This is a genomic window from Streptomyces sp. NBC_00259, assembly GCF_036181745.1.
In the GTDB taxonomy this organism is placed as follows: Bacteria; Actinomycetota; Actinomycetes; order Streptomycetales; family Streptomycetaceae; genus Streptomyces; species Streptomyces pratisoli.
Map to the genome: position 1 here is coordinate 4,430,312 of NZ_CP108080.1, position 22,035 is coordinate 4,452,346.

The 22,035-nt window shown below is 71.7% G+C and carries 18 protein-coding genes; 7 read left to right on the plus strand and 11 right to left on the minus strand.

The features are described from left to right. Positions 1-4: 4 nt before the first annotated feature. Positions 5-1,606: a D-alanyl-D-alanine carboxypeptidase/D-alanyl-D-alanine endopeptidase gene (gene dacB / locus OG766_RS20080; protein WP_328725911.1), complete on the minus strand. Its 1,602-nt coding sequence runs from the start codon at positions 1,604-1,606 to the stop codon at positions 5-7. A gap of 55 nt (positions 1,607-1,661) precedes the next feature. Further along, positions 1,662-4,664, minus strand: a complete 3,003-nt coding sequence (locus tag OG766_RS20085; RefSeq protein WP_328725912.1) for an NACHT domain-containing protein — start codon at positions 4,662-4,664, stop codon at positions 1,662-1,664. A gap of 506 nt (positions 4,665-5,170) precedes the next feature. Between OG766_RS20085 and OG766_RS20090 the strand changes: the two genes are divergently transcribed. Next, a complete protein-coding gene (locus OG766_RS20090; protein ID WP_328725913.1) occupies positions 5,171-5,779 on the plus strand; it encodes a M23 family metallopeptidase in 609 nt (202 codons plus the stop codon). A gap of 23 nt (positions 5,780-5,802) precedes the next feature. On the opposite strand, the gene OG766_RS20095 is transcribed toward OG766_RS20090, so the two are convergent. Beyond that, positions 5,803-6,366, minus strand: a complete 564-nt coding sequence (locus OG766_RS20095; protein ID WP_266381214.1) for a TetR/AcrR family transcriptional regulator — start codon at positions 6,364-6,366, stop codon at positions 5,803-5,805. A 244-nt stretch (positions 6,367-6,610) separates the two neighbouring features. Between OG766_RS20095 and OG766_RS20100 the strand changes: the two genes are divergently transcribed. The 3 genes from OG766_RS20100 to OG766_RS20110 all read left to right on the plus strand — a co-directional run bounded on the left by OG766_RS20100 (position 6,611) and on the right by OG766_RS20110 (position 9,213). Beyond that, positions 6,611-8,131, plus strand: a complete 1,521-nt coding sequence (locus OG766_RS20100) for an MDR family MFS transporter (protein WP_266384318.1) — start codon at positions 6,611-6,613, stop codon at positions 8,129-8,131. Positions 8,132-8,229: 98 nt separating this feature from the next. Beyond that, positions 8,230-8,706, plus strand: a complete 477-nt coding sequence (locus OG766_RS20105; protein WP_423247072.1) for a helix-turn-helix transcriptional regulator — start codon at positions 8,230-8,232, stop codon at positions 8,704-8,706. Positions 8,707-8,778: 72 nt separating this feature from the next. Then, positions 8,779-9,213, plus strand: coding sequence for a VOC family protein (locus OG766_RS20110; RefSeq protein ID WP_266381215.1), 435 nt, complete (start codon positions 8,779-8,781; stop codon positions 9,211-9,213). 31 nt (positions 9,214-9,244) lie between these two features. Here the strand turns inward: OG766_RS20110 and cseC are convergent, their stop codons facing one another. The 5 genes from cseC to OG766_RS20135 form a co-directional block, all read right to left on the minus strand. Continuing rightward, the gene (cseC, locus tag OG766_RS20115) at positions 9,245-10,564 is read right to left on the minus strand and encodes a two-component system sensor histidine kinase CseC (RefSeq protein ID WP_266381216.1); all 1,320 of its coding nucleotides are present in this window, start codon (positions 10,562-10,564) and stop codon (positions 9,245-9,247) included. After that, complete coding sequence (cseB, locus tag OG766_RS20120; protein WP_266381218.1) at positions 10,561-11,265, minus strand: two-component system response regulator CseB; 705 nt, start codon at positions 11,263-11,265, stop codon at positions 10,561-10,563. Before cseB ends, cseC begins: the two co-directional genes overlap by 4 nt. 103 nt (positions 11,266-11,368) lie before the next feature. Then, a complete protein-coding gene (locus OG766_RS20125) occupies positions 11,369-11,977 on the minus strand; it encodes a hypothetical protein (protein WP_266381219.1) in 609 nt (202 codons plus the stop codon). A gap of 95 nt (positions 11,978-12,072) precedes the next feature. Beyond that, a complete protein-coding gene (locus OG766_RS20130; RefSeq protein ID WP_328725914.1) occupies positions 12,073-12,651 on the minus strand; it encodes a SigE family RNA polymerase sigma factor in 579 nt (192 codons plus the stop codon). 167 nt (positions 12,652-12,818) lie between these two features. Further along, on the minus strand, positions 12,819-13,769 hold the full coding sequence (locus OG766_RS20135) for an A/G-specific adenine glycosylase (RefSeq protein ID WP_266381221.1): 951 nt from the start codon (positions 13,767-13,769) through the stop codon (positions 12,819-12,821). 609 nt (positions 13,770-14,378) lie between these two features. Here OG766_RS20135 and OG766_RS20140 point away from each other — a divergent pair. Further along, positions 14,379-15,197 carry a hypothetical protein gene (locus OG766_RS20140; protein ID WP_266381222.1) on the plus strand — a complete coding sequence of 273 codons (819 nt, stop codon included), beginning with the start codon at positions 14,379-14,381 and terminating at the stop codon, positions 15,195-15,197. Positions 15,198-15,381: 184 nt separating this feature from the next. Here the strand turns inward: OG766_RS20140 and disA are convergent, their stop codons facing one another. Continuing rightward, positions 15,382-16,515 (minus strand): DNA integrity scanning diadenylate cyclase DisA, encoded by a 1,134-nt coding sequence (gene disA, locus OG766_RS20145; protein WP_266381223.1) that lies wholly within the window; start codon positions 16,513-16,515, stop codon positions 15,382-15,384. A gap of 113 nt (positions 16,516-16,628) precedes the next feature. After that, on the minus strand, positions 16,629-18,038 hold the full coding sequence (radA, locus tag OG766_RS20150; protein ID WP_266381224.1) for a DNA repair protein RadA: 1,410 nt from the start codon (positions 18,036-18,038) through the stop codon (positions 16,629-16,631). A gap of 224 nt (positions 18,039-18,262) precedes the next feature. On the opposite strand from radA, the gene OG766_RS20155 reads away from it, so the two are divergent. Continuing rightward, on the plus strand, positions 18,263-20,077 hold the full coding sequence (locus tag OG766_RS20155; protein ID WP_328725915.1) for a BACON domain-containing protein: 1,815 nt from the start codon (positions 18,263-18,265) through the stop codon (positions 20,075-20,077). A 96-nt stretch (positions 20,078-20,173) separates the two neighbouring features. Here OG766_RS20155 and OG766_RS20160 read toward each other — a convergent pair whose 3' ends face one another. Continuing rightward, on the minus strand, positions 20,174-20,914 hold the full coding sequence (locus tag OG766_RS20160) for a hypothetical protein (protein ID WP_423247189.1): 741 nt from the start codon (positions 20,912-20,914) through the stop codon (positions 20,174-20,176). A 175-nt stretch (positions 20,915-21,089) separates the two neighbouring features. Between OG766_RS20160 and OG766_RS20165 the strand changes: the two genes are divergently transcribed. Beyond that, positions 21,090-22,022 carry a Ppx/GppA phosphatase family protein gene (locus OG766_RS20165; RefSeq protein ID WP_266381227.1) on the plus strand — a complete coding sequence of 311 codons (933 nt, stop codon included), beginning with the start codon at positions 21,090-21,092 and terminating at the stop codon, positions 22,020-22,022. Positions 22,023-22,035 lie beyond the last annotated feature (13 nt).

A 22,035-nucleotide genomic window follows, 5' to 3' on the forward strand; every position in this document is an offset into this window, starting at 1 on the left:
CGGCTCAGCAGATCTCCGGCTTCCGCCAGGCGCATTCGAGGTCGCCGGGGGCCGGCCGCGGCGCATTGCGCAGCTGCTGCGGTACGGACGGCCGCGCGGCGGCGATCTCGCCGCCGGCCGTGTCGGACCCGGCCAGGGTCACCACGATGGCGTCCTCGATGCTCTTCACGGAGGACGCGAGGTAGTTGTTGAGCACGATGCTGTAGACGAGTTCGCGGCCCCCGGCGTCGGTGACGTATCCGGAGAGCGCGGAAGCGCCGGTCAGCGAGCCGGTCTTGGCGCGGGCGTTGAGAGCGGCAGGGGTGTTGCACATACGTGTGCGGAGGGTGCCGCCGATCGCGCGGTCGGGGTTGCAGGCGACGGGCAGCGACGCGTGCCAGTCGGCGTACCAGGGCGCGTCGGTGACCGCCAGCAGCAGCCGGGTGAGCTGGTCGGCGGAGAAGACGTTCATCCGGGACAGCCCGGAGCCGTCGACCTGGCGGAGCTTCGCCGCGTCGACGCCCTCCTTCTTCAGGAAGCCGTCGATGGCGGCGAGGCCCGCGCTCCAGGTGCCCTGCCCGGCCGTCTCGTAGCCGATCGTCTTGGTCAGCGCCTCGGCGTGCATGTTGTTGGACAGCTTCATGAAGGGGAGCATCAGCTCCTTGAGCGGCATGGAGCTGTGTGAGGCGAGGACCTTCGCGCCGGGCGGGGTGGGCCGGCCGAGGCGCGGGGAGCCGAGGACGCGTACACCCCGCTCGGCGAGGGCATCGGCGAAGACGGACGCCGCGTAGCCGGTCGGCTCCCAGACGGTGACCCATTCCTTGGTGGCGGAGCCGCCGACCGGGATGTTCCCACTGACGACGATGGTGTTGGTGCCGTGCTCGCGCTCGACGGCGAGCGTGTCGGTCCCTCCGGCGGGGACGGTGGTGCCCCGGACGTCGACGTGTACGTAGCCGGTCGGCGGGGTGAGTTTCACGACGGGCCTGGCGCCGGGAGCGGCGCCGGGAAGCGCCTCGACGATGACGGTGCCGGCGTCGTAGTCGGTGTCGGGGGCGACGGTCAGCGGGGAGATCTGGGCCGAGTAGTAGGAGGACTCGTCGTCGGCGGCCCAGGAGCGGCCCAGCCGGCTGGTGTCGAAGCGGGTGTCGTCGGCGACGATGCGGCCGGTGACCTTCCGGATCCCGGACTCGCGCAGCTGGGCGGCGAGTTTGCCGTAGTCGGAGGCGAGCGTGGTGGGGTCGCCCGTACCGCGGAGATAGAGGTCGCCCTGGAGGGTCGATCCGGAGCGGCTGCCGGTGGACAGCACGTCGGTGCGGAACCGGTGGTCGGGGCCGAGCAGTGCCATCGCGGCGGTCGAGGTGGCGAGTTTGGTGTTGGAAGCGGGCATCAGCCGGTCGCCGGCGGCGCGTTCGTAGAGCCGCTGTCCGGTGGTGGCGTCGGCGACGACGACGCTCGCGGCGGCGCCCTCCATCCGGGAATCGGCGAGGATCGTGTCGATGGCGCCCTTGAGCCCGATGGCGGAGGGCCCCGCTCCGGCGGGTGCGCCGCCCGCGCTCCAGCTGAGGGCGGCGACGAGGCCGAGGGCGAGCGGCCAGGTCCAGGCGCGGCGAATCACGGGTCTACTCATGCCACACGAGGATGGCGGACGCGGGCGGAGGCGGGAAGGAGGCGTGGCCCGCGGCCTACGCCATCTCGTCGACCGTCACCCGGACTTGGGGCGGAAGGCTGTCGAGGCCCGTGAACGTACCGTCTGTCGTGATGATGTCGAGGGACCGGAGCTTGTCCAGCGCGGTCAGCGGCGCGAGTGCCACGTCCTCCACCGGCGTCCAGATGCGCACCAGCGTCAGGGTCCCGACGTCCGGGAAGAGTTCCGGGACGCGGGCGAGCGACGGCTGAGCGTCACGCAGTTCCAGGCGCAGCCTCGTGACGGGCGGGGTGATGGTGACGGCGGCCAGCTGCCGGTCGTCCAGCGTCAGGTCGCTGATCCGGCACCCGGCGGGCACCGAGAGATCGGAGAGCACCGGCGAGCGGTTCAGTTCGAGGGCGAGCGTGGAGGGAGCGTCACGCAGACACCGCAGGTCCCTCAGCGCGGTGTTGCCGGAGATGCGGATGAAGCCGGGGGAACAGGCCCGCACGGTGTCGGCGATGAGGTCCTCGGGCAGGTCGCCCTGGAAGTGCAGTGCCTCCCTTCCGCCGATCTCCCTCAGCGCCGTCGCCTGTTCCTCGCTGCGGATGGTGAAGTGCAGGCCGGCGGGGTCGATGGCGGCGATGACCTCGGCCGCGTACCGCTCGGTGGGGTAGCGGTCCCAGGCCCAGACCAACTGCGCGCGCACCGGCAGCGACGGGTGCCGGGCGTACCGTGCGAGGAACGGGATCGCCGCGTCCGAGGTGATGTACGACGCCGTGGTGACGGTCATCCGGGCGGCGTTGTCGTCGGCCGCGTCCTCGGGGCCCGGCAGCAGGTCCAGGACGAGCGGGCCCGCGGCGGCCAGTTCGCGCGCTTCGGACCGGCTGCGCGGCGGAATCACCTGCGCAGTGCGGCTCAGCAGCGCCTCGCGGATGTCCGGCGCGATCTCCGTCGCCTCCTCCATCGCCGCCGCCGCGACCACCAGGATGCGCAGCCGTACGGCGCGGTCCTGTGCCGAGTCCGCCGCCGCCAGCAGCTCCGTGAAGATCTCCGCGCATTCGCGTGGCCGTGCATGGGCCACCGACATACGGATGACGTCCTCCCACTGGTCGTCCGCCGCATGCCGCGTCAGTACGCCGATGTGCCATTCGTCGACGATCGCCTTGGCCGCGAGGTGGTCCTGGAACGTGCGGTGGACGAAGTCCACGGCACCGGGGGAGGGTTCGCGCAGCAGTCCGCTGCGCTGGAGCAGATGGGAGAAGACCGCCTGGGGATCCCCGGCGGCCGCCGCCTCGGGCACCGCGGGAATCGCCCCGAGGACCAGTGTCTCGGCGCGTGAACGGTCCATCTCCGTGCGCCCGTTGAGCGTGAGCCAGTACGCCAGGCGCTGGATCAGCTGGATCTGCGGGGCCTCGGGGAGGTCGACCCCGGACGGGGTGCCCATGTCCCGCTCCCGGTCGCGGCGGGTGAGCAGCATCGACAGCGCGGCTTCGTACAGGGCCTTGCGGCCGCGCGGCAGAAAGCCTCGGCGGTCGCGGTGCAGTGCGCAGATGAGGCCGCACATCAGGGGGTTGGTGGCGAGGCGCGCCAGATCCTGCTTCGTGCGGAGGGCGTCGAGGAGCGGCTGCCGGTGCGGCGCCGCGTCCGGGCCCGCTGCCTGGTGCCAGCGGTCGACGAACGTGGCGACGGCGGCACGGTTCATGGGGGAGAGGGTGAGTTCGGTGAAGCCGTCGGAGGTGAGCCAGTCGTCGCGTACGGCGGAGGGGCGGGAGGTGACGAGCCAGCGGTTGCCGCCGTCGTACGTGGCGAGCAGATCGCGGAGCCAGCGGCGGGTGCGGTCCCGCTCGGCCTCGGGGATCTCGTCGATGCCGTCGACGAGGATCAGGCCGCGTCCGGCGGTCAGGACCCGGTCCGCCCAGCCGTCGGGCGGGGCGAGGGGGCAGCCGACGGCGGTGAGGAAGCGGTCGGGTGCGGGCAGGCGCTCGCCGTGGCGGGTGAGGGTGCGCAGCGGGAGGACGAAGGGGATGCGGTCGTGGAGATGGGCCATGCGCTCGTCCGGGTCCTGCCGGGTCGTGGCCAGGGCGAGCCACTGGACCAGCGTGGTCTTGCCGGAACCGGCGACTCCGCGAAGCAGGACGCGGTGGTGGTCGGCGAGGGCCTGGTCGGCGCGGATCGGTGGGGCCGTCTCCTCAGGCAGCTCCTCCGGCGGCGCCACGTCGCCCGGCGGCTCCTTCGGCGGTCCCACCTGCGCCCGTGACCCGACCGGGGCCGTCTGCTCCTGGGCCCCCGCGGTCCGGGAGCTCCGGGCGCTCCACGCGGTCCGGGCGTCCTGCTCGCTCCCGTCGTCGGTCGCCTCCAGGCTCAGATAGGCCACGTCCAGCGGCAACGTCTCGGGCGAGTCGCGCAGGTCGATGCCGTAGATCGTCAGGCTGCCGTGCTTCTTCCCCGTGTACGCCAGATAGCGGCGCTCGAAGGCCACGTCGCGGGCGTCGGCGCGGGGCACCCGGAGGATCAGCTCGTCGAGCTTGGCGATCAGCTCGGCCTGGGTGCGGCTCTGCTCGACCAGGGTGCGGGCGACGAAGGAGGAGCGCTGGGTGAAGAACTGCAGGATGTGCAGGCAGGCCCACTCGCCGACCGAGTCGAGGTAGAGGGTGGCGTCCGCCGACAGCCCTTCGGCGGCGCGGCGGGCCGCCGTGGTGGTGCGCAGCCGCCGTGCCAGCTCGCGGTGGCCCAGTCGTACGGCCTGGACGTCGTCCATCTCCAGGTCGCCGAGCGCGAGCAGCGTGCGGGCGAGGGCGTCGGCCACGGCCTCGGTCTCGTCGGCCGGGAAGGGGGGCTCACCCGGGCGGGCCAGGGATTCATGGACGAGGGTGCCCGCGAGCGTGCGCACGTCCTTCTCCGTGAGGGTGCGCTTCTCGCCGCGGAACGAGACGAGCCCGGCGAGCCGTACGGGCTTGTCCGTGAGGGCCGCGCCGTTTCCCTCCTTGACCAGGAGCCGCTTGAGGAGCGGGGTGAGGGCGGCCGAGGCGAGCCGGGTGCCGACGAGTGCGGGCTCCATCAGGACTCTCCCCCATGTCCCAGGGGGCGTATCCCCCCAAAGCTGCGGTATCCGGCATTCCGCCTGATGTCGTACGGCGCTCGTGGCTAACGGGACTTTGGTCCCGAAACGGAAGGACTTTGGTCCCACCGGCCGTGACAAGGCGCACAGGCGTTTCCGAGACTACTAGGTGGCCTAGTGGGGCTGCGGGGCCGCGCTCCGGGGCGTTCGGGGTCCGGTGGGCGGGACTTTCGGCCGCCCGGGCGGGGCTCTGTGGAGGGCTACGGCCGACGACGGATCCGTGCAGCCCCTACGTGCCCCTAAACCACCCTTCGTCCGGAGATTTCGGACATTGCGGGACTGGCGATGCGATTCCGTCAAGGGTCCCGCTCACACGGGTGCGGCTACGACGAGATGTCGTAGATGGGGTGTTTGAGCTGAGTTGGGGGCCCGGGTTACCAAGGTGTTGCCCCGGTGCAGAAGCGCCGGGTCGCTTCTTGCCCGTACAGCCCGGAGGTTCTCCCCGCATGTCGAAGCGCAGCAACACCCTCAACCGTTTCCGCCCGTCCGCGATCCGTACCCGTGGCGCCGTGGTGGCCGCTGGACTCGGCGCCGTGATGGTCGTCGGAGCCGGTGCCGGTGTCGCGTCGGCCGACACGGCGAAGGCCGCCCCCGTGGCTGCCGAGGCCAAGCCGGCCGCCGCCGCGAAGAAGGCCAACGCCTGGGTCAAGCCCGTCGCCCACTACACGCTGTCCGCCAGCTTCAACCAGGGCGGCGCCATGTGGTCCCACAAGCACTCCGGCCAGGACTTCGCCGTTCCGGTCGGCACCCCGGTCAAGGCCGCCAGCGGCGGTGTCGTCGTGAAGGCCGGCCCGAACGGCGGCGGCGACGGTTCCGCGTACGGCAACGCCATCGTGATCAAGCACGGCAACGGCAAGTACTCGCAGTACGCCCACCTGTCGAAGATCAACGTCGGCATAGGCCAGACCGTGAAGGCGGGCAAGCTCATCGCCCTGTCCGGCAACACCGGCAACTCTTCCGGCCCGCACCTTCACTTCGAGATCCGTACGACCCCGAACTACGGCTCCGCCCTGAACCCGGCGAACTTCCTTCGCGCCCAGGGCGTCACCATCTGACGCTCACCCCATGGGGCCGCAGCTCACTTCCGTGGGCCGTGATGGGCCTGTGTCACCAGATCGATGGCGACTTCGAGGACGGCTTCACGCTTCTCCTCGGGGTCGCCTTCGACGTTCTGCATGAAGAACATGCCGGCGTGCATCGTGAACAGCGCGCTGATGCAGCGGACCCGGTCGGTCATGCCGAGGTCCGGGTCCTCGATCAGCCGGGCCATCGTCATCATGCGCTTCTTGAAGGTCTCGCCGATGCTCAGATCGCGCACGGTGGCCTGGTTCTCCTGCATGAAGCGGAAGAGCGGGGCGGCTCCCGTGAGCGCCGCCTGGTAGCGGCGCAGGATCTCCTGCTTGGTCTCCAGGGTGCGCGGCTGCTCCTCGGCCCAGGTGATCAGCTCGTCGATCGGCTGCGTCAGATCCTCGAAGATGCTGATGACGATGTCTTCCTTGGTCTTGAAGTGGTAGTACAGCGCCGCCTTCGTGACCTCGAGCTTCTCTGCGATCTCACGCAGCGACGTCTTCTCGTAGCCATGCTCCGCGAAGAGTTCCAGGGCGACGTCCTGAATGCGCTGTCGGGTGTTGCCTCTGGCCATGGAAGCTCTCCTGAAACGGAACTTACTTGACGCCCGGCTAGTTGCGGGGCTACTTTCCCAGTCTAGTGAACTAGCCGGGCGGCAAGTAAGTACCCAGGGGAGTGGAACGGTGGCAGGACAGAAGGCAGAGAAGGGGGCGGCGCCCGCGGAGCCCGAGGTGTCCGCGGGGGGCACGCCATCCCCGGGGCACGAGGCGGCGGCCGGCGCCCCGGCGGGGGCGCAGCCGCGCAGCGTCCGTGTCGTCCTGCTCGCACTCATGATCGCGATGCTGCTCGCCATGCTCGACAACATGATCATCGGCACCGCCATGCCGACGATCGTCGGCGAGCTGGGCGGCCTCGCCCATCTGTCCTGGGTGGTCACCGCGTACACCCTGGCCACCGCCGCCTCCACCCCCATCTGGGGCAAGCTCGGCGACATGTACGGCCGCAAGGGCGTCTTCCTCACCGCGATCGTCATCTTCCTGATCGGGTCGGCCCTGAGCGGCATGGCCCAGGACATGGGCCAGCTGATCGGCTTCCGGGCCGTGCAGGGCCTGGGCGCCGGCGGTCTGATGGTCGGCGTCATGGCGATCATCGGCGACCTCATACCGCCGCGGGAGCGCGGCAAGTACCAGGGCATGATGGCCGGCGTCATGGCCCTCGCCATGATCGGCGGGCCGCTGGTCGGCGGCACCATCACCGACCACTGGGGCTGGCGCTGGAGCTTCTACATCAACCTGCCGCTCGGCGTCGTCGCGCTCGCGATGCTCACCACCGTGCTGCACCTCCCGAAGAAGGAGCGGGGCGCGGGCAAGAGCCGGATCGACTATCTCGGAGCCGCGCTGCTCACGATCGGCATCACCTCGATCGTGCTCGTCACCACCTGGGGCGGTACGGAGTACGCCTGGGGCTCCGCCGTGATCATGGAGCTCATCGCGATCGGTGTCGCCTCCCTCATCGGCTTCCTCTTCGTGGAGACGAAGGCGGCCGAGCCGATCATGCCGCTGCACATCTTCCGCAGCCGCAACTTCACCCTCATGTCGGTGATCGGCTTCCTCACCGGCTTCGTGATGTTCGGCGCCGTGCTCTTCCTGCCGCTGTTCCAGCAGTCCGTGCAGGGCGCCTCCGCCACCAACTCCGGACTGCTGCTCCTGCCGATGCTGCTGTCGATGATGGTCGTCTCGCTGATCGCGGGCCGGGTCACCACCAACAGCGGCAAGTACAAGATCTTCCCGATCATCGGCGGCGGGCTGATGGTGGCGGGACTCTTCCTGCTCGCCCAGATGGACACCGGCACCTCACGGCTCACCTCCGGCCTCTACATGGCCGTCCTCGGCGCCGGCATGGGCTTCCTGATGCAGATCACGATGCTGGTCGCGCAGAACAGCGTCGAGATGAAGGACATGGGCGTCGCCTCCTCCGCGACCACCCTCTTCCGTACGCTCGGCTCCTCCTTCGGCGTCGCGATCATGGGTGCGCTCTTCACCTCGCGGGTGCAGGACGAGATGGCGGGACAGGGCGGGGGTGCGGCCACCCAGCAGTCGGCACAGCTGGACGCCGCGAGCCTGGCCAAGCTGCCGGAGCAGGTGCGGGAGGCGTACCAGGTCGCGGTGTCCTCGGGTACGCACTCCGCGTTCCTGCTCGGTTCCGCTGTCGCGGTCATCGGCTTCCTGGCGGCGTTCCTCGTCAAGGAGGTGCCGCTGAAGGGCGCGGGTCCGGCGCAGCCGGAGACCGGTGCGTCCGACAGCCGGCGGGGCGAGCCGCAGCCGGCGGAGACCGTCTGACCCGTCCGCGTGCCCGCCCAAGGGCGGACAGACCCATGACGGCCCCTGGCGCACAGCGTCGGGGGCCGTTGTCAGTGGGGCATGTCAGCATCGGGTACGTGGAGAAGCGCGGGGAGAGGTCCGGGGAGCGGCACGGGGGGAGCACCACCCCCGTGACGGCCCACCTCGCCCATCTGCGGCAGCTGCGGTTCGCCAAGGACGCCATGGACCGGGACTGGGCCGGGCCGCTCGACCTCGACGCGGTGGCGGCCCACGCCGGATACTCCCGATTCCACTTCGTCCGGGCCTTCAAGACGGTCTACGGCGAGACGCCCGGCCAGTATCTGTCGCGCAGACGGATCGAGCGGGCCGAGGAGCTGCTCCGCTCCGCGGATCTCTCGGTCACCGAGATCTGCTCACTGGTCGGCTTCAGCAGTCTCGGCACCTTCTCGGCCCGGTTCAAGAAGCAGACCGGCCTGACCCCGAGCGCCTATCGCACGCAGCACGTGGGACGAGGCGCGGCGCTCATACCGGGGTGTTACGCACTGCTGTGGGCCGGCGGCTTTCCGAACCGCAATTCTGGAGAAGCGGGCTGAGCAGGCCGCTGTCTACGGTGGCAGGGCAGTCCCCAGGACGCCCACACACCACCGGAACCGCGGGAGCAGGACATGATCAAGGGCCTTGGCCTCACCACCGTCTGGACGCTCGACCAGGAGCGCACCAAGAACTTCTTCACCGAGAAACTCGGCCTCGTGGTGCGCACGGACATGGCGATGGGCGACATGCGCTGGATCACCGTCGGGGCGAAGGACCAGCCCGAGCTGGAGATGGCTCTGATGCGTCCCGACGGGCCGGGGATGGACCCCGAGTCCGCCAAGGCACTGACCGAGCTGGTCAGCAAGGGAGTGATCGGGGCGGGCGCGTTCCGCACCGACGACTGCCGCGGGGACTACGAAGCGTTCAAGGCGAAGGGGGTGGAGTTCCTGCAGGAGCCGCAGGAGCGGCCGTACGGGATCGAGGCGATCTTCCGTGACGACAACGGCAACTGGTACTCGCTGACGCAGCGCAGCGAGGAGCTCGACCTGAGCAAGAGCTGGGCCTAGAGCTGGGCCCAGTCGGCAGGCGCCCGGCCGGTCAGTCGAGGCGCGTCGGCATCGGGAAGCTGCCCGTGTTCGTCGGGGCGTGCTCCGGGAGCCAGAGGACGGCGATCGCACCGCCGGTGCCGCCGGGCGCCTCCGTGGCCCCGGGGGCGGCGTTGCGGAACGTCAGCCGGGCGCCGAGGACCCGCGCCTGGCCTGCCGCGATGGTCAGGCCCAGGCCGTGGCCCGTGCCCGCGCGGTCGCTCGCGCCCGTGCGGAACCGGCTCGGCCCCTCGCGCAGCAGCGCCTCGGGGAAGCCGGGGCCGTGGTCGCGGATGCGGACCACCCGGCCCTCGACCGTGACCTCGATCGGCGGCTTGCCGTACTTGGCGGCGTTGGTCAGCAGATTGAGCAGGATCCGCTCCAGCCGCCGCGGATCCGTGTTGACCCACGACTCGTGGACGACGTTGATCCGCACGTCCGGGTCCAGCACCGTGACCCGCCGGGCGACGAACTCACCCAGCGCGATCTCCTGGAGCTCGGCCCGCTCCGAGGCGCTGTCCAGGCGGGCGACCTCCAGGACGTCCTCGACCAGGGTGCGCATGGCCCGGGCCCGGTCCCGTACCAGCTCGGTCGGCCGGCCGGGCGGCAGCAGCTCCGCCGCCGTGAGCAGCCCGGTCACCGGCGTGCGCAGCTCGTGCGCGATGTCGGCGGTGACCCGGCGCTCGGCCTCGATGCGCTCGTTGAGGGCGTCGGTCAGCGCGTCCACGGCGCGGGCGAGCTCGTCGGTCTCGTCGCGTACGACACCGCCGACGGCCTTGCGGACCCGTACGTCCGTGTTGCCCTCGGCGACCTTGCCGGCCGCCGCGGCGGCCTTGCGCAGCCGGCGCGAGAGCTGGCCGCCGATGAGCACACCCAGCGCGCAGCCGACGAAGACCACCGACACCGAGCCGATGACGAGGGCCCGGTCGAGGTCCTCCATGATGTCCGCGCTGCGGTTGGGGACCGGGCTGTGCAGGGAGAGCACATCGCCGTTGCTGAGCGGCACGGCCGCCCAGATGTCGGGAGCCGGGCCGTCCCCCTGCACATAGGTGGCCCGGCGGCCGTCCGCGAGCAGGTCCCTCAGCTGCCGCGGCAGCTCGGGGTCGTTGAGCTTGGACCCCAGCTTGGGCTCGGTCCTGGGCTTGGTGGTCTCGTAGATGCGCTGGGCGAAGACCAGCCGGCTCATCTGCAGATCGCGCGAGGTCTCGAGCATCGAGACCCGGGCGGCGTTGTGCACGACCAGACTCAGCGCGAACGCGATGAGCGCGCCGACCGCGGCGATGGCGATGCTGATCTTCCAGCGCACCCCGGTACGCAGGGCGAGGCGCCTCATGCCTTGAGTTTGTAGCCGAAGCCCCGGACCGTTTCGATCCGGTCCTGGCCGATCTTCGTACGAAGCCGCTGCACATGGACGTCGACGACGCGGGTGTCACCGCCCCAGCCGTAGTCCCAGACGCGCTCCAGCAGCTTGTCGCGCGACAGCACCGTGCCCGGCGCGGACGAGAACTCCAGCAGGAGCCGCATCTCCGTCGGCGTCAGCCCGACCGGCTCACCGGCCCGGCGCACCTCCATGCCCTCCGTGTCGACCTCCAGGTCACCGAAGGTCAGCACCCCGCGCTCGCCGTCCTGCCCTGGGTCGCCGGAGTCGCCCGCGATCCCGCCCGCGTGGCCGAAGCGGCGCAGCACGGCACGGATCCGGGCGACCAGCACGGCCCCGTCGAACGGCTTGGTGACGTAGTCGTCGGCGCCCGCCTCCAGGCCGAGGACCACGTCGATCGAGTCGGCCCGCGCCGACAGCATGATCACGGGCACGGTCGACTCGTCCCTGATCCGGCGGCAGAGGCTGACACCGTCCAGTCCCGGCAGCATCACATCGAGCAGCGCGATGTCGGGCCTCTTCGCGCGGAAGGCCTCCAGACCGGCCAGCCCGTCCGGCATCGCGGTCACCGCGAAGCCGTCGCGCTCCAGCGCGAGCTGGGTGGCCTCGCGGATGACGTCGTCGTCCTCGACGAACAGGACATGTGTCTCGGCCATCCCGCAGCTCTCTCGGTTCTCGTCTCTCGTTCGGTACGCGACCGGGCCCGGCCGCTCCCTGTCTCCGGTCCGTTCCGGGCCGGTCAGGTGGGGTCGGGTCCGGTCAGTTCTCGCTCGGCGCGGTCGGCGTCGGCAGTTCTTCCTCGCCGCCGACCACCCGGCTGTACTCGTTCTCCACCCGATCGTGCTCCGCGAACTTGTTCCCCGACCAGCGGTAGGTGGTCACGATCTCGCCGGAGGGGTACGAGACCGGGTCGTCCTTGGCGTACACCTGCTGGGTGACGACAAGGTCCCCGCGGTCGATGGTCGAGTAGACCGCGGGCTCCTCCTTCGCGAACACATTCTCGTACGTGCCGTCGTCCGACCGGTACACGTAGGTGCCGATGCCCACCGCGTCTCCGCACGTCATCACGTTCACCACCACGTCCGGTGCCTGCGTGTTGTCGGTGAGGCTCCCGTACGAGGTGTCGATCGCATACGCGTCCGCCGAGCAGGGCCGCAGATCGGCCTTCACGTTCTTGCTGACCTTCGGGTCGCTCATCAGCAGCCGCACCGCGTCGACCTTCTTGACCGGCGAGGCCGTGGCGGACGGCGCAGTGGTCGACGGCGACTGCGCCACCGGGTCCGTCCGTGCCGGGCCCTCGTCGCGCGTACCCGTGCCGCCCGTCGAGCAACCGACCGCGAGCAGCCCGAAGGCGGCGAGCCCGGCCATCGCCGTGCCACTCGCCGCCCAAGGTCCGATACCGCCTCTGACGTGGGAACCGCCGCCGGGGCCGGTCCCGTCACCGGGGCTGCCGCCGCCTCTGGCTAGGCCGCGCAACGCTCCCGCCCCCGTTCCTCACGACCTGCGTGCGTCTGTTCCGTACGATCCGAACGCTCCAGGGTCCGGGCGTCCAGCTCACGGCTCTCCAGCTCCTGGCGGAGCCGGGCGAGCGCCCGGTGCAGCGTGCTCTTCACCGTACCTGTCGACATGCCCAGCGCGGCGGCCGTCTCCTCGGTACTCATCTGCTCCCAGTGGCGCAGCACGACCACGCTGCGCTGCTTGGGCGCGAGGACCTTCAGCACGTCCATGAGCAGGGCCCGGTCGGCGTGCTGCTCGGTGGCGTCCTCGATGCTCGCGTCCGGCAGCTGCTCGGTCGGGACCTCTTCGAGCTTGCGGGCCCGCCACCACTCCGTACGCGTGTTGATCATGACGCGGCGCAGATAGGCGTCGGCGAGGGACTTGTCGGCTATGCCGTCCCAGCGGCCGTAGGTGCGCACGAGCGCGGTCTGCAGCAGGTCCTGGGCGTCGACCGGGTCAGGGACGAGACGCCGTGCGCTGCGCAGCAGCGCCTCCTGCCTGGTGCGTACGTACTCCTCGAATTCGAGCACCTCGCCGTGCGCCATTCCAACCGCCTCCGTCCCCGTCCAAGCCCCGTGACAAGCCGTGTGTTTCCGTGGTCTCGCTTACGTCGAAGAACCTACGGAGCAGTTGTCACGAGGCTGTGCGGAGAAGCCGTCGGAGGGCGCACGGCCGTCCATCGGTTGTGTAACAGGCGGTTGGCCACAGATTCTCAGGTCAGAGGCAAGCGGAACCGGCCATTCTCCAGGGGTTCGACCAGACCGTCCGCGACCAGCCCGTCCAGCGCGCGGGCCCGCTGGACCGGCTCGTCCCAGACCCGGTCCAGCACCGTACGGGACACCGGCGTCACCGCCTCGCGCAGCACCGCGAGGAGTTTGCCGCGTACCTGGCGGTCCGTACCCGCGTAGGTCTGGCCGCGCCGGGGCGGGCCGTCGTGCGCCGGCTTCCCGGCGAGGCGCCACGCGCACAGTTCGGCGACCGGGCAGCGCGCGCAGTCCTCGTTGCGCGCGGTGCAGACGAGGGCGCCCAGCTCCATGGAGGCGGCGGCCCAGCGCGCGGCCCTCGCCTCCTCGTCCGGCAACAGGGCGCGGGCCAGTCTGCGTTCGGCCGCGGTCGTCGCGTTCGGCGGGTACTGGACGCCGGTGACGGCGCGGGCGAACACCCGGCGGACGTTCGTGTCCAGCACCGCGTGCCGCTGCCCGTACGCGAAGGACGCCACGGCCGCCGCCGTGTACTCCCCGATACCGGGCAGCGCGAGCAGCTGTGCGTGCTCGCTCGGTACGTCGCCGCCGTGCCGCTCCGTTATCGCCACCGCGGCGCCGTGCAGCCGAAGCGCCCGGCGGGGATAGCCGAGCCGGCCCCAGGCCCGCACGGCCTCACCGGGCGCCTCGGCGGCCAGATCGGCAGGTCGCGGCCAGCGGGCCAGCCACTGCTCGTACACCGGGACGACCCGGCTGACGGGGGTCTGCTGCAGCATGAACTCACTGACCATCACACCCCACGCACCGGCCTCGGCGCGGCGCCAGGGCAGGTCACGGGCGTGCTGGTCGAACCAGGCGAGGACGGGGGCGTGGAGGCCGGCAGCGGCCTCGGCGGCGCCGGGAAAACCGTCCGGGTCGGAGTGGACGTCGGTCACGGGGGAGGGCATGTCGGTCGCAGTCATGGCACCTCCGATCCTGGCATGTCCAGAGCCGGACGCGGCGTATGCGCTCCGGCGCGGAGCACATGTCAGCGTCCTGATCGGTGCATCTGTGAGCCCGGGCGGGGGCAGGGGCCGGGCGTGGCTTCCTGCTCGGGCACAGGCCCAGGCCCGGGCTCGGGCCTGGGGCGCAGGCCGGGCCGGGACCCGCGTCGGGGCGGAGTCGCGGCCCCAGTCGGAGCCCTCGAGTCGGAGCCCCGGCCGGCGAGGCGCGGCGCCGTACGAACAGCACCGGGACGGCCGCGCCCGACGGCAGAACCACGGCCGCGTCGTACGAGCAGGAGTGCGAAGGCAGCCGCGCCGACGGTCGCCGAGTGGTTGCTGGTGGTTGCCGGGTGCCCGCGCGTCCCAGCCGCCGGAGAGTCCGGAGAGGTCGCTGTTCATGACCGGGGACCGTCCGCATCTGTCCCCGGCTCCACCCGCAGCCGACGGTCACCACCCCCTGCTCTCGTCAGGGGCGACGCTCCTCAAGGTGCCCGAAAACAGGAGCACATGATGATGATCAGTACATTCGGGAACCATGAGCGGCGGGTGGGGCGGGAGTTGCGCTGGTTCTCTCGTACAGTTCGGTACGTGGGATCTCTGCGCAATCCGGTCGGGCCGCTTCCCTCCTCCATCTACTGGCGACGGAGGGCAGTCGCGCTGGTGCTGCTCGCCCTCCTCGTGCTGCTGATCGCCTGGGCGGTCAGGTTCGGTGACACCGGCGGGAAGACGAGCGACGACGGCAAGCCGGGCGGCGCGAACCCCGCGCCGTCCATCACGCCGGGGCCCAGCGGCTCGGGCCCCGCGATCAGTGAACAGCCGGGCGGACGCGACGAGTCGGGAGATTCCGGCGACAGCGACGGCACGGGCGGCGACGACGCCGGTACGGGTACGGACACGGGCGGCACCGAAGGCGGGAAGAACGGCGACCCGGGCGCGAGCGGTGCGGCGAGCGACGGCGGTACGGGCGCGGCCGAGCAGGTTCCGGCGAGCTCCTCACTGCCCGTCTGCGCCCCGGGTGCGGTCGAGTTGACGGTGCGCAGCGTGAAGCCCGCGTACGGCCCGGGCCAGAACCCGCAGTTCGAACTCGCCGCGCACAACGCCTCGTCCGTCGCCTGCAAGGCGGACTTCGGCCCGAAGACGGCGGTGTTGACGGTGTCGGCCATCAGCGACGGCAAGAACGAGAAGGCGTGGTCCTCCAAGGACTGCCCGAGCGCCGGCGGCACGCTGTTCCTGAAGGTCCCGGCGGGCCGGACCGTGACCCACTCCGTGGACTGGGACCGCCGCAGGAGCAGTCCGCAGTGCGCGACTCCGCCGGCCGCTCCGGCGGCACCGGGCTCGTATCTGCTGGAGGCCACGTTCCCCGGCACGTCGGTGGCCCCGGCGTCGTTCCGCCTGGAGAGGGACTAGGGGCCTTCCGGATCGGGCCCGAGTGGCCGGTCCAGCCTCGGTCCGGTCCCGCTTCGGGCCCGGACATCGGCTTCGTCCGTGCGGTGCCGGACGGTCGGCCCCGTACGTCCGGCACCCGGCGGTCGGCCTCGGACGCCGGACCTCGGAAGTCCGACCTCTGACGTCGGACCTCCGACGTCCGGCGTCAGACGTAACGCTCCAGGATTGACGATTCCGCAAGGCGCGACAGCCCCTCGCGGACGCTGCGGGCCCGCGCTTCGCCCACGCCGTCGACCGTCTGGAGGTCGTCGACGCTGGCGGCGAGGAGCTTCTGCAGGCCGCCGAAGTGCTCCACGAGCCGCTCGATGATCGCTCCGGGCAGGCGGGGCACCTTCGCCAGCAGCCGGTAACCGCGCGGGGAGACCGCGGAGTCGAGCGTCTCCGGCGAGCCGCTGTATCCCAAGGCGCGGGCCACGATGGGCAGTTCCAGCAGCTCGGCGTGCGTCAGGTCGTTCAGCTCGGTGAGGGCCTCGTCCACCGTACGGGACCGCTTCGCGGTCGGTTCCGGGACGTAGTCACGGATGACGAGTCCGCGCTCGGGCTCGACCCCGGCGATCAACTCGTCGAGCTGGAGGGCGAGGAGGCGCCCGTCGGTGCCCAGCTCCACCACGTACTCCGCGATCTCCGTGGCGATGCGGCGCACCATCTCCAGGCGCTGCGCGACCGCCGTGACATCGCGGACCGTCACCAGGTCCTCGATCTCCAGCGCGGAGAGCGTGCCGGCGACCTCGTCCAGCCGGAGCTTGTAGCGCTCCAGCGTGGCCAGCGCCTGGTTCGCCCGGGACAGGATCGCCGCGGACTCCTCCAGGACGCGCCGCTCGCCGTCCACGTACAGGGCGATGAGCCGCATCGACTGCGAGACGGAGACGACGGGAAAGCCGCACTGCTTGGAGACACGGTCCGCGGTCCGGTGCCGGGTGCCGGTCTCCTCGGTCGGGATGGACGCGTCCGGGACCAGCTGCACGCCCGCCCGGTGGATCTTGGTGATGTCCTTGTCGAGGATCAGCGCACCGTCGAGCTTGCACAGTTCACGCAGTCGCGTCGCCGTGAACTCCACGTCCAGCACGAAGCCGCCCGTGCACATGGATTCGACCGATTTGTCCATTCCCAGGACGATCAGACCGCCCGTGCTGCCCCGAAGAATGCGCTCCAGGCCGTCACGCAGGGCGGTGCCCGGGGCGACCGCACTGAGCGAGGCGCGCATCAGCGCTTCCGTGCCGGATCCCCCGGGGCCTCCGCCTGACTTTCCGGGTGCTGAGCCCCGGTCGTTGGCTGCCACTGCACTCCTCCGGCTCGTACGGACGGGCGAGACCAGGGCAAAGTCTAGCGACCCCGGCCAGGCCCGGGCGGCGTCGCGGGCCGATGACCATCGGCCCGGCCCGGCCCGGTCGGCTAGCGGCGGACTTCCTCACCCCGTGGGGCCTCTGCCCTGCGCCCCCGTGGGAGCACCCGCAATGCGTCCCCGATGTCGGCGACTTCCGTGACCTTCATACCAGGCGGGACCTTGCCCGGATCGGACGGGACCAGGGCGTGCGTGAAGCCCAGACGGTGCGCCTCGGACAGCCGGCGCTGAACGCCCGTGACCCGTCTCACCTCGCCCGCGAGGCCCACCTCGCCGATCGCCACCAGGTTCTTCGGGAGCGGGGTGTCACTGGCGGCGGACGCCAGCGCGAGCGCGATCGCGAGGTCCGCCGCGGGCTCGGAGAGCTTCACCCCGCCGACCGTCGCGCTGTAGATGTCCCGCTTGCCCAGGGCGCTGATCCGGCCCCGCTGCTCCAGCACGGCCAGCATCATCGACACCCGGGAGGTCTCCAGGCCCGAGGTCGTGCGCCGGGGCGAGGGGATCTGCGAGTCGACGGTCAGCGCCTGCACCTCGGCGACCAGCGGACGGCGGCCCTCCAGCGTCACCGTCAGGCAGGTGCCCGGGACGGGCTCGGCACGCCGGGTGAGGAACAGGCCGCTGGGGTCGGTGAGCCCGGTGATGCCCTCGTCGTGCAGCTCGAAACAGCCGACCTCGTCCGTCGCTCCGTACCGGTTCTTGACGCCCCGCACGAGCCGCAGCCGGGCATGCCGGTCGCCCTCGAAGTGCAGCACGACATCGACGAGATGCTCCAGCAGCCGCGGACCCGCGATCGCGCCGTCCTTGGTGACGTGGCCCACCAGCAGCGTGGACATGCCGCGCTCCTTGGAGGCGCGGATCAGCGCGCCCGCGACCTCCCGGACCTGGGCCATCCCGCCGGGCGCCCCGTCGATCTCCGGGGAGGCCACGGTCTGGACGGAGTCCAGGACCAGCAGTGAGGGCTTGACCGCGTCGAGGTGGCCGAGGACCGCCGACAGATCGGTCTCGGCGGCGAGATACAGATGGTCGTTCAGCGCGCTGATCCGGTCGGCGCGCAGCCGGACCTGGCTCGCGGACTCCTCGCCCGTGACGTACAGCGTGCGGTGGTCGTCGCTCGCCGCCTTCGCCGCCACGTCCAGCAGCAGCGTGGACTTGCCGACGCCCGGCTCGCCCGCGAGCAGCACGACCGCGCCCGGCACCAGCCCACCCCCGAGCACCCGGTCCAGCTCGGCGACGCCGGTCGTACGCGCGGTGGCCTGCCGGCCGTCGACCTGGCCGATGGGCAGCGCGGCGTTGGTGACGCGACCGACGGCGGTCGTACGGACGGCGGGCGCCCCGTACTCCTCGACCGTGCCCCAGGCCTGGCACTCGGGGCAGCGGCCGAGCCATTTGGCGGTCGTCCAGCCGCATTCGGTGCAGCGGTAGGACGGCCTGTCCTTGGCGGTTTTCGTACGGGCAGCCATGCGGGAAACCGTAGCGGCAGGCACTGACAAGACGGTCACGGGTGCCTGGCGGGACGCCCGCACATGCACGGCGCATAGACCAGGCTGGTAAGCACAGTCACCCGCGCACGGGCAAATGTTCTTGATCTCTTTCGAGGGATACGTTCACCCGTAAGGATTAAATGTGCTCAAGTGCCGCGAAGGGTGTGCCATCCGCTGCCTACGGTCGCCGGGTGATGAGCAGCATGCCGGAGCACCCAGCGCACACCACCGGCGCACACCGGGCACAGCGCCGTGCACCTCGGCCGACCCTCGGGCAGACCCCGCCCGCGCGTTACGAGGCCCATCTGGACGGGCTGTTCACGTACTGCCTGTCCGTCCTGTGCGACCACGACGGCGCCACGGCCGTTCTCGGCGAGGTCCTGGCCATCGCCGAGCGACAGCACGGGCGCCGCCCCGGCGACGAGGAGCGGCAGAAGGCCTGGCTGTACGCACTCGCCCGCTGGGCCTGTCTGCGCGCGCTCAGCGAGCAGCGCAGCCGCAGGCGTCAGACCGGGGGAGCGCACAGCGGCCGCCCGGCTGCCCGCGCCGGCCGGCCGGGGACGCCTCACGGCCGGGCGGGAGCGCACACCGCCCCGTCGGCGGCCGGAGCGGAACAGACCACGCCCCCGGTGTCCGCCGAGGCCGCGGAGCGGTACCGCGCGGAGCTCGCCAGGCTCGCCTGGCCCGAGGCCGCCGGCACCACCCCCGAGCAGCGCGAGGCCCTCGAGCTCGCGGTCCGGCACCAGCTCGGCCCGGCCGAGGTCGCGGCCGTCCTGGGGATGGAGCCGGTCACCGCGCGTGAGCTGCTCTCCTCCGCCGCCTGCGAGGTGGAACGCACCCGGGCGGCGCTCGCCGTCGTCGAGACCGGCAACTGTCCCGCCGTCGCCCGGCTCACCGGCGACCACCAGGTCCTGCTCTCCGCGACGCTCCGCCGCGAGCTCGTCCGGCACGTCGACGACTGCCCGCGCTGCCGCCGCGCCGCCGAGCGCGCGGGCGCGTCGGGCCCCTGGCCCGGCTCGACCGTCAGTCCCGCGGCGCTGCCCCTGGTCGCCGCGCCGCGCTCGGAGGCGTACGTGGCGATGCTGCGGGTCCCGCGGGCGCGTACCGCGGAGCCCCGCTTCGGGCGCGACGGCTTCCCCACGGATCCGAAGGACCACGCGGCCCGGCGAGGCCGGCTGCGGGCCCGCGCGGTCACCACCACCGTGGTCGCGACCGTCGTCGCCGCACCCGTGCTCGCGCTCTGGGCGGCGTACCGGGGCGCCCCGCCGATCGGCGAGGCGCGCGACGGCTCCACGTTCTCCGCGAGCGAGGCGGACGAGACACAGAGCCTGGACGGCGCCCCCTACGACCACTACGAGAACGCGGGGAACGCGCGCCGGGAGTCCGACCCCCGCTTCGGCGTCGGCGGCCTGCCGAGCCCCGGGACCGGGGGAGTCACCGTCGAGGTCATCAGCGCGGGCCTCCCGCCGGGCTCCCCGTCCGCGGCCGGCCACGGCCCCGGCCGCCTCACCGTCGAGGCGCAGCCCTACGGCGACTCCACGATGATCAGCCTCACGGCCTCGGGCGGCGCCCCCGTCTCCTGGTCCCTGTGGACGGACGTGCCCTGGCTCTACGCCAGTCGCACCGCCGGCACCTTGAAGCCCGGAGAGTCGATCACCGTCTACATCCATGTGAACCACGCGGCGGAACCGGACGGTCCGTGGAGCGCCCGGGTGGGCATCGACCCTGCCGGAACGGTCCTGCGGATCCAGGGCGACGGGACGCCGCAGACCCCGCCGCCCTCGGAACCCCCGCCGTCGTCCGAGCCGCCGCCGTCGTCCGAGCCTCCGCCGTCGTCGGAACCCCCGTCTTCCTCGGAGCCCCCGCCGTCGTCCGAGCCTCCGCCGTCCTCGGAACCGCCTCCGTCCTCGTCGGAGCCGCCCTCGTCCTCGGAGCCTCCTCCGCCCACGGACCCGCCTCCGTCCTCGACGGATCCGTCCGCGACCTCACTGAGCGAGGCCCCGGCGCCGCCCGGCTGACGAAGCGTTTCTCCCCTCGGCCGCCGCTCGCCGGTCCCCGGCCACCCGCCGTCGGCAGCCCGCCGCGCGGGCCCCGGCCGGCGGGTCCGGGGGCGGTTAGGCCGGGTCCGCCGGATCCGCCGGGTGCGGAGCGACCAGCGGAAGCTGCGAGGCCAGCCGTGCCTCGCACAGCTCCACCAGCACGTCGTACGCCTCCTTGCCCATCAGCTCCGTCAGCTCGGGCCGGTAGGTCACGTACACCGGCTCGCCCGCGCCGTGCGCCGAGGTCGCCGACGTGCACCACCAGTGCAGGTCATGACCTCCGGGGCCCCAGCCCCTGCGGTCGTACTCGCCGATCGAGACCTGGAGCACGCGCGTCTCGTCCGGCCGCTCGATCCAGTCGTACGTACGGCGGACCGGCAGCTGCCAGCACACGTCCGGCTTGGTCTCCAGCGGCTCGCGGCCCTCCTTCAGCGCCAGGATGTGCAGCGAGCAGCCCGCGCCGCCCGGGAAGCCCGGCCGGTTCTGGAAGATGCAGGAGCCGTCCCAGCGCCGGGTCTGGCGTTCCCCGTCTTCGTCGAGTTCGACCCACCCCGACTCCTTGCCGACCTCATGGAACTGCCACAGCTCGGGCGTGAGGCGCGCCACATGCCCGGCGACCCGCGCCTCGTCCTCCTCGTCGGAGAAGTGCGCCCCGAGCGTGCAGCAGCCGTCGTCCGCACGGCCGGCCTGGATGCCCTGGCAGCCACTGCCGAAGATGCAGGTCCAGCGCGAGGTCAACCAGGTCAGATCACAGCGGAAGACCTGTTCGTCGTCGGCGGGGTCCGGGAACTCGACCCACGCACGGGGAAAGTCCAGCCCCTTCTCGTCGGGTTCGGCGCGCGAGGAGCGCGCGGAATCCGCGGACGACCGGGCGGGCGGGGTGGGCGGAGAGCTGACATCCGGCTTCTTCGGCTTGGCTTTGTCCGGCTTCGCCTTTTTCGTCTTTGGCACGAGTCAAGCGTATGCGCGTCACCGCAGTAGCGTTCCGTACATGAGACTCGGAGTCCTCGACGTCGGTTCGAACACAGTGCACCTGCTGGTGGTGGACGCACACCCCGGAGCCCGGCCGCAGCCCGCCCATTCCCACAAGGCGGAGCTGCGCCTCGCCGAACTGCTCGACGAGAAGGGAGCGATCGGCGCCGACGGCGTCGACCGGCTGATCGCGACCCTCGACGACGCCGTGCAGGCCGCCGAGGACAAGGGCTGCGAGGACGTCCTCCCCTTCGCGACCTCCGCGATCCGCGAGGCCGCCAACGCCGACGAGGTACTGGCCCGGATCAAGGCCGTCACCGGCATCGACCTCCAGGTCCTCACCGGCGAGGAGGAGGCCCGTCTCACCTTCCTGGCCGCCCGCCGCTGGTTCGGCTGGTCGGCCGGGAAGCTGCTCGTCCTGGACATCGGCGGCGGTTCGCTGGAGATCGCGTACGGCATCGACGAGGACCCGGACATCGCCGTCAGCCTGCCGCTCGGTGCCGGGCGGCTGACCGCCGCGATGCTGCCGGGCGACCCGCCGGAGCCGGACGACGTACGGGCGCTGCGCCGCCACGTACGGGCGCAGATCGCCCGTACGGTCGGTGAGTTCAACCGTTCGGGGCGTCCCGACCACGTCGTCGCCACGTCCAAGACCTTCAAGCAGCTCGCCCGTATCGCGGGCGCCGCGCGCTCCGCCGAGGGCCTGTACATACAGCGCGATCTGAGTCGTACGTCACTGGAGGAGTGGGTCCCCAAGCTCGCCGTGATGACCGCGGCGCAGCGCGCCACGCTGCCCGGAGTCTCCGAGGGCCGTTCCGCGCAACTGCTGGCAGGAGCCCTGGTCGCGGAGGCCGCGATGGACCTGTTCGGCGTCGACGAGCTGGAGATCTGCCCGTGGGCGCTGCGCGAGGGCGTCATCCTCCGGCGCCTGGACCACCTCCCCGGCCTCTGATGCGGGCCCGTAA